The following is a 7,015-nucleotide window of genomic DNA, read 5'->3' as shown; positions in this document are numbered from 1 at the left end:
AAATTTAGATTTAAGTAATAGTTTTATTATATTAATGTCAATAATGATAGTGCTTCGTATTTGGAGTGACATTTTTTCATATATTTCCAATGGAATTAGTAGAATGAAAGTTCAATTTTATACTTCAATTATTGCTGCGGTAATTAATATACCATTATCAGTGTATTTTGCAAGATACTTAAAAATGGGAAATAACGGTGTAGTTTTAGGGTCGATTTTTTCATTAAGTTTATTTGCAATATTTGGTCCTTTAGATATTATTAAGAAAATATGGGGTGAAAAAGTTGTCAAAAAAAACTAAAAAACTAAGAAAAGAAATACTTGAAAAAGTAAAAGAGTTACATAGAGAAGAACAAAAAGAAGAAAGTTTTGAACTTGGTAAAGACACAATACCATTTGCAGCTAGAGTTTTTGATGAAAAAGAAAAAGTATCTTTAGTTGATTCCAGTCTTGATTTCTGGCTAACAACTGGTAGATATGCTGAAGAATTTGAAGCAGAATTTGCAGATTTTATGGATCAGAGATACTGTTCTCTGGTTAATTCTGGTTCTTCTGCTAATTTAGTTGCTTTATCAGCTTTAACTTCAGATAAATTAGAAGATAGAAAGTTAAAAGCTGGTGATGAAGTAATTACTGTTGCTGCTGGTTTTCCAACAACAGTTAATCCAATTGTTCAAAATAAGCTTGTGCCTGTATTTGTAGATGTAGAACTTGGCACCTATAATATAAAGGTTTCAGAATTAGAAAAAGCACTGTCTGATAAAACTAAAGCTATTATGCTTGCTCATACTCTGGGTAATCCATTTAATTTAAAGGCTGTAACTGAATTTGCTGAAGAACATGACTTATATTTAATTGAAGATTGCTGTGATGCAGTTGGAACTACTTATGATGGTGAAATGGTCGGAACTTTTGGTGATTTTGCTACTGTTAGTTTTTATCCTGCTCATCATATGACAATGGGAGAAGGTGGGGCAGTTTTAACTAATAACCCGGTATATAAAAAACTAGCTGTTTCCTTTCGAGATTGGGGGCGAGACTGTTACTGTGAACCAGGTGCGAATAATACCTGTGGACGCAGATTTTCTATGCAGTTTGGAGATCTTCCCTATGGTTATGATCACAAATATGTTTACAGTCATGTTGGCTACAATTTGAAAGTTACTGATATGCAGGCAGCAGTTGGAGTAGAACAGTTAAAAAAGCTTCCTGACTTTATAGAGGCAAGAAAAGAAAACTTCAAAAAGTTATATAAAGGTATTAAGAAATTTGAAGAATATTTGATTTTGCCTGAGGCGGAAGAGAATTCTGATCCTTCCTGGTTTGCCTTTCCATTATCGGTTAGAGAAAATGATAAATTCACTAAAAATGAACTTGTTAATTACTTAGAAGAAAATAAAGTTATGACCAGACAATTATTTGCTGGTAACTTAACCAGACAACCTGCCTATCGGAATGTTGAATACCGAGTTATTGGAGATCTTGCCAATACTGATTATATTATGAATAACACTTTCTTTATTGGAGTTTATCCAGGTCTTGATGACCAGAAAATTGAATATATTATTCAGCAGTTTGCTGATTTCTTTGATGAAAGGATATAGAAATGGCAGTTGTAACCCAGGCAGAAGTGCTATCTGTCAAAGAACATACATCAGAGATCAGAGAATATATCTTAAAACCTGATAAATATAGAAGATTTGAAGCTGGAATGTTTTTGCAGCTATCTTTAGAAGAAGTAGATTCTTCTGATTACTGGCCTGAATCAAGAACTTTCAGTTTAGCTTCTTATTATAATAAAGAAAAAGTAATTAGACTTATAATCAAAAAAGTTGGACGATATACTACAAGGATTTTTAATGAAGTTGAAAAAGGTAGTGAAGTTACAATTAAATATGCTTATGGAGATTTTATTTTACCGGTTTTTGATCAAAAAAATGATATTATCTGTCTTGCTGGTGGAACTGGAGTTACTCCATTTTTTAGTTTTATAGAGGCTCTGGAAGAACAAAATGAGCTAAAGCGATTAAAACTTCTTTACTCAGCTAAAAAATATGAAGATTTTATAAGACTTGATTATCTAAAAGATAAATTAAATAATGCTCAACTATTATTGTTTACAACTCAAGAAAAAAATAGTAAAACCATAAATAGAAGAATATCAAAAAAAGATGTAATAAACTCAGCTTCCAATTATCAGGAAGCCCATTATTATATCTGTGGTACAACTAATTTTAATTTAGATTTCAAAGAAAAACTTGAAGCTGAAAACCTAAAAAATATTTATCTAGATCAGTGGGAATAAAAACAGGGGGTTGAATTTTTATGAAAGCAGTAATACTTGCAGGAGGGTTTGGAACCAGACTTGGTAATAGAACGAATTTAATTCCAAAACCTATGGTTAAGATTGGTCAGAAACCTGTTCTCTGGCATATTATGAAGACTTATGCTCATTACGGAGTAACTGATTTCATTATCTGTCTTGGTTATAAAGGTGATGTAATTAAGGATTATTTTCTGCATTATGAGGCTAAAAATAATGACTTTACTATAGATTTGAGTAACTCTGATATAACATTCCATAATAATCACAATGAAACGGACTGGAATGTTACCTTAGTTGATACAGGTTTAAATACTCTTAAAGGTGGTAGAATCAAAAGAATTGAAGAATATTTAGATGATGGTATTAACTTACTTACATATGGTGACGGAGTTGCTGATATAGATATCAATGAATTGGTTGAATTTCATAAAGAACATAATAAAATGGTTACTATTTCTGGTGTACATCCACCGGCAAGATTTGGTGAGCTGTTAGAAGAAGATAATGTAGTTCAATCATTTAAAGAGAAACCACAGACTTCTAAAGGGTTGATTAATGGTGGTTATATGGTTTTTGAAAGAGAAATGCTGGACTATTTAACAACTGCTGAAGATTGTGATTTTGAAGTTGGACCTCTGGAGAAATTATCAAAACAGGGTAAGGTAATGGTTTATAAGCATGATGGCAACTGGGAATGTATGGATCATGAACGTGATGTTAAACATTTAAATAAACTCTGGAATGAAGATAAAGCCTTCTGGAAGGTCTGGGAGTAATGGAAGAATTATTTGATGGAATATATAAAGATAAAAATATATTAGTAACAGGTCACACAGGATTTAAAGGATCCTGGCTATCTATCTGGTTAAATGAAATGGGAGCTAATGTGATTGGTTATGCTTTAGACCCTTATACAGAGAAAGACAATTTTGCCGTTACTAATCTAAGTGAAAAGATAACTGATCTTAGAGGTGAAATAAGAGATTATGATAATCTTTTAAGAACTTTTGAGGAAGAAAAACCAGAGATTGTTTTTCATCTAGCAGCTCAGCCTCTGGTCAGATTATCATATAAAGAACCAAGAGAAACCTATGAGGTAAATGTAATGGGAACTGTAAATGTTCTAGAAGCAGCAAGACAGAGTAGTAGTGTTAAAACTGTCATTATTATAACCAGTGATAAATGTTATGAAAATAATGAATGGATCTGGGGTTATAGAGAAAATGATCCTATGGGTGGATATGATCCTTATAGTTCGAGCAAAGGCTGTGCAGAATTGGTTACTTCTGCTTATACAAGATCATTTTTTGAGAGTGATGATTCTGATATAGCCGTGGCTTCAGTTAGAGCCGGTAATGTTATTGGTGGTGGAGACTGGGCAGCAGATAGATTGATAACTGATTGTATTAGCTATCTAAAAGAAGATAAAGCTATTGAGATTAGAAGTCCAAAAGCTATTAGACCCTGGCAGCATGTTTTAGAACCTTTGCGGGGATATTTATTATTAGCTTCAAAACTATATCAAAATCCTGAAAAATATACAGGTGCCTGGAATTTTGGTCCTGATGAAGCTTCAATTGTTACAGTTGGAGAACTTGTTGATAAACTGGTTAATAAATGGGGTTCAGGTAAATGGATTGATACGTCTAATAACAATGAACCACATGAAGCAAAATTATTGAAACTTGATATTAGTAAAGCAAGACATCATTTAAACTGGGAACCAAAACTTAGTTTTGAACAGACAATTGATTTAGTTGTTGACTGGTATCAGAATGATAATGTTGATTATGATTTTGATGTAGAGCAAATTAAAGAATATTTAAGTATAGGTGAAAAATAAAATCATGAAAAATAAAAAATTTCTTGTTACAGGGGGTACTGGTTTTATAGGATCTCATTTAGTTAATAGGTTATTAACAATGGGAGAAGAAGTACATGTGATTGCTCATTCGGAGAATAATTTTTGGCGTTTGGAAAATATTGATAAAATTAATATGGAAATTATTGATATAAAAGATCTTGATAAATTAAATAAATTCATTTCAAAATTAAGTCCAGATATTATTGTTCATTTAGCTGCTTATGTGAATGCTGAAAGAGATTTAAATGGTATTGATATGGCAATTGATAATAATTTTAATGGTACTTTAAATTTATTAAAATCTTTAAATAATATTGATTATGACTTATTTATTAATACAGGTACCTGTGAAGAATACGGTGATGGTGGGGCTCCATTCCAGGAAAATCAGAGAGAACATCCAGTTTCTCCTTATTCTTTATCAAAAACTTGTTCTACATATTTATGTGAGTTGTTCTCAAAAATTTATGATAAACCAATTATTACAGTAAGACCTTTTCTAACTTATGGACCAAAACAGACATCTCAAATGTTGATACCAGAACTTATTAGGAAAGGTATCAATGGAGAAAAAATGAAACTTACTGCAGGGGAACAAAGTAGAGATTTTATATATATTGACGATTTAATTGATGCATTCATAATTTTAATTAATAATTATAATGAGTTTGATGATTATGAAATAATCAATATTGGTACGGGTAGACAAATATTAATAAAAGATATCGTTAAACTGATTGGAGAGTTTTTACCCAAAAGTGAGTTTGAATTAGGTGCTTTATCTTATAGAAAAGGTGAAACTATGGAGTTTTATTCAGATAATAGTCTGATTAAAAAATTAGGATGGAAAGATAATACATCAATTAAAAATGGTTTAGAAGAAACAATTGATTGGTGGAATAGATTTAATAAAAGAGGCAATAATAATGGCTAAACCAATTATTATAAGTGGTATACCAGCTGGTGATTCAGGAGTGGGTCGTTTAATAGAATATTTAATAAGTGAAAACCATAATTGTTTTGAATTTATTAAAGGGGTGGGGGATAATGAAATATATTAACAAAATTCTTGAGTTAGTTTCAACAATAGGCACACCTTCATTTCACTCTCTTTTGGGAGAATTATTGATTACAGAAACTAAAAGTTCTAAATTATTAATTGTTAGGAATATAGAAAAATCATGGGTAATATTAGATGCTCAAGATGTGACTCCTAAAAAACTTGAATTCAATGACTTGGAAGAATTACTTCAAGAATATCCTGACTTGTTTCCTTTTGAATTTTCTTTTAGTACTTTTATTTTGTGTGATGGTAGATTTGAAGATGAAAACAATATCCAGTACTTAAACAATGCTTTTGCAAAAGAAGAAAATTTATATGAAAAAAACAGATTAGAAACTGTAATCGACAGATTATCGTATCAATTATCAGCAATAAAATCTCTGGTACTTAATTTATCTGAACCTCTAAAAGAAGACGATTTTATCGAAATAATACAAAGCACTTTATCAGAAATGCTTTTTGGTGGGGTTTATACTTATAAAATATCAGGAATGCAGGCTAATTTATTTTCTAAAATAGGTTTTTATGAACTCGATTGGAATTCTATATGTTTAGATGAAATATTACTCTCTACAGTTGAAATGGGAAGCATCCTTCTGCTTGAAGATGTCGATGGTTTGGATGCATATAAAGATAAAAAAATCAAAGCAGTTTTCCCTGTGGGTAGTTTAGAAAATGATGCTTATTTAATATTTATTTTGAGAGACACCTTTATCGAGCAAGAAGAAAGACTTTTTATAAGCACTATACATAAAATAATAGAACATTTTTATATCAAACAATTTTTAGAACTAATAGATTTTAAAGAACAAATAAATTTAAAAACCTTACGACTATTCCAAATTTTTGACAAGCTTTTGGAAATGCTCAAAGATCCAACAGAGATAGAAAATAAATTCGTCAGCGGTATAAAAAATTTATCAGAAGTACATTCTTTAACAAAATATGATCATGATGAAAACTTACCAGTAGGTGTATATTCTAATAAAGAAATCGAAGATATAAAATGTGATTTTTTGATAATTTATCCTTCTGAAGAAAATATTGAGCACAAAAAAGAAATGTGTATTAATTTGAACGAAAGTATAAGGGAAAATAATTTAGAATTGATGAATTTATTTTCTTTGATCTTGGAAAGTTATGAAACATTACTTAATATAGATAAAGAAGGGATATAAACTCCCTTCTTTTTTATGTATTCTTATTTAGGCTTTACAACAAATTTAATTGCGGTTCTTTCTTCTCCTTCTATTTCAACATCTGAAAAAGCTGGAACACAAACTAAATCAACACCACTTGGAGCCGCATACCCCCTTGCTATAGCAACTGCTTTCACAGCTTGGTTTACAGCACCAGCCCCTATAGCTTGTAGTTCAGCTTGGTGTTTGTCTCTAATAATTGCTGCTAATGCCCCGGCAACAGCAACTGGTTTAGAATTTGCTGCAACTTTAAGTACTTCTAATTCTGCCATGAATACTACCCCCTTTGATATTTTGATGTTTGGAGTAATTAATAGTCAATCTGTCTATCTTGGCGCGCTTGGCGGGATTCGAACCCACAACCTTCGGATCCGAAGTCCGACGCTCTATCCAGTTGAGCTACAAACGCTCAAAGCCATATTAAATTATACATTAATTTAAAGTTTTTATCAAGTTTATATATATTTAAATACTCTTTTGAAATATTTGATGTAACTGATGGGGTTAACAGCACCAGCCCCTATAGCTTGTAGTTCAGCTTGGTGTTTGTCTCTAATAATTGC

At 31.0% G+C, this 7,015-nt stretch carries 9 protein-coding genes and 1 tRNA gene; 8 read left to right on the top strand and 2 right to left on the bottom strand.

Going from position 1 to position 7,015, the window contains the following annotated elements; translation table 11 throughout:
- The 8 genes from CI949_RS14510 to CI949_RS14475 form a co-directional block, all read left to right on the top strand.
- On the top strand, positions 1 to 301 hold a 301-nt coding region (locus CI949_RS14510), incomplete at its 5' end, for a polysaccharide biosynthesis C-terminal domain-containing protein (protein WP_290767584.1).
- Positions 285 to 1,604: a lipopolysaccharide biosynthesis protein RfbH gene (gene rfbH / locus CI949_RS14505; protein ID WP_365941724.1), complete on the top strand. Its 1,320-nt coding sequence runs from the start codon at positions 285 to 287 to the stop codon at positions 1,602 to 1,604. The genes CI949_RS14510 and rfbH, both read left to right, overlap by 17 nt.
- Before the next feature lie 2 nt (positions 1,605 to 1,606).
- Positions 1,607 to 2,305, top strand: a complete 699-nt coding sequence (locus tag CI949_RS14500) for a ferredoxin--NADP reductase (protein ID WP_290767579.1) — start codon at positions 1,607 to 1,609, stop codon at positions 2,303 to 2,305.
- Positions 2,306 to 2,325: 20 nt separating this feature from the next.
- Complete coding sequence (gene rfbF / locus CI949_RS14495) at positions 2,326 to 3,102, top strand: glucose-1-phosphate cytidylyltransferase (protein ID WP_290767577.1); 777 nt, start codon at positions 2,326 to 2,328, stop codon at positions 3,100 to 3,102.
- On the top strand, positions 3,102 to 4,169 hold the full coding sequence (rfbG, locus tag CI949_RS14490) for a CDP-glucose 4,6-dehydratase (RefSeq protein ID WP_290767575.1): 1,068 nt from the start codon (positions 3,102 to 3,104) through the stop codon (positions 4,167 to 4,169). Before rfbF ends, rfbG begins: the two co-directional genes overlap by 1 nt.
- A gap of 4 nt (positions 4,170 to 4,173) precedes the next feature.
- Positions 4,174 to 5,124: an NAD(P)-dependent oxidoreductase gene (locus CI949_RS14485; RefSeq protein WP_290767572.1), complete on the top strand. Its 951-nt coding sequence runs from the start codon at positions 4,174 to 4,176 to the stop codon at positions 5,122 to 5,124.
- Positions 5,117 to 5,251: a hypothetical protein gene (locus tag CI949_RS14480; protein ID WP_290767569.1), complete on the top strand. Its 135-nt coding sequence runs from the start codon at positions 5,117 to 5,119 to the stop codon at positions 5,249 to 5,251. Before CI949_RS14485 ends, CI949_RS14480 begins: the two co-directional genes overlap by 8 nt.
- On the top strand, positions 5,238 to 6,431 hold the full coding sequence (locus CI949_RS14475) for a hypothetical protein (RefSeq protein WP_091401887.1): 1,194 nt from the start codon (positions 5,238 to 5,240) through the stop codon (positions 6,429 to 6,431). Before CI949_RS14480 ends, CI949_RS14475 begins: the two co-directional genes overlap by 14 nt.
- Positions 6,432 to 6,454: 23 nt before the next feature.
- Here CI949_RS14475 and CI949_RS14470 read toward each other — a convergent pair whose 3' ends face one another.
- Together CI949_RS14470 and CI949_RS14465 are read right to left on the bottom strand one after the other, a co-directional pair.
- Positions 6,455 to 6,724, bottom strand: coding sequence for a stage V sporulation protein S (locus tag CI949_RS14470; RefSeq protein WP_091401885.1), 270 nt, complete (start codon positions 6,722 to 6,724; stop codon positions 6,455 to 6,457).
- A gap of 60 nt (positions 6,725 to 6,784) precedes the next feature.
- Positions 6,785 to 6,861 (bottom strand) — tRNA-Arg (locus tag CI949_RS14465).
- Between the last annotated feature and the right edge of the window lie 154 nt (positions 6,862 to 7,015).

The sequence above is a fragment of the Halanaerobium sp. genome (genome assembly GCF_003070835.1).
This window is presented reverse-complemented; position numbering and strand designations above follow the sequence as displayed.

Excerpts from the sequence above, each read along its gene's own strand:
- rfbG (WP_290767575.1), top strand. The coding sequence starts at position 3,102 with ATGGAAGAATTATTTGATGGAATATATAAAGATAAAAATATATTAGTA.
- rfbF (WP_290767577.1), top strand. The coding sequence starts at position 2,326 with ATGAAAGCAGTAATACTTGCAGGAGGGTTTGGAACCAGACTTGGTAAT.
- CI949_RS14500 (WP_290767579.1), top strand. The coding sequence starts at position 1,607 with ATGGCAGTTGTAACCCAGGCAGAAGTGCTATCTGTCAAAGAACATACA.
- CI949_RS14485 (WP_290767572.1), top strand. The coding sequence starts at position 4,174 with ATGAAAAATAAAAAATTTCTTGTTACAGGGGGTACTGGTTTTATAGGA.
- CI949_RS14480 (WP_290767569.1), top strand. The coding sequence starts at position 5,117 with ATGGCTAAACCAATTATTATAAGTGGTATACCAGCTGGTGATTCAGGA.
- CI949_RS14475 (WP_091401887.1), top strand. The coding sequence starts at position 5,238 with ATGAAATATATTAACAAAATTCTTGAGTTAGTTTCAACAATAGGCACA.
- CI949_RS14470 (WP_091401885.1), bottom strand. The coding sequence starts at position 6,724 with ATGGCAGAATTAGAAGTACTTAAAGTTGCAGCAAATTCTAAACCAGTT.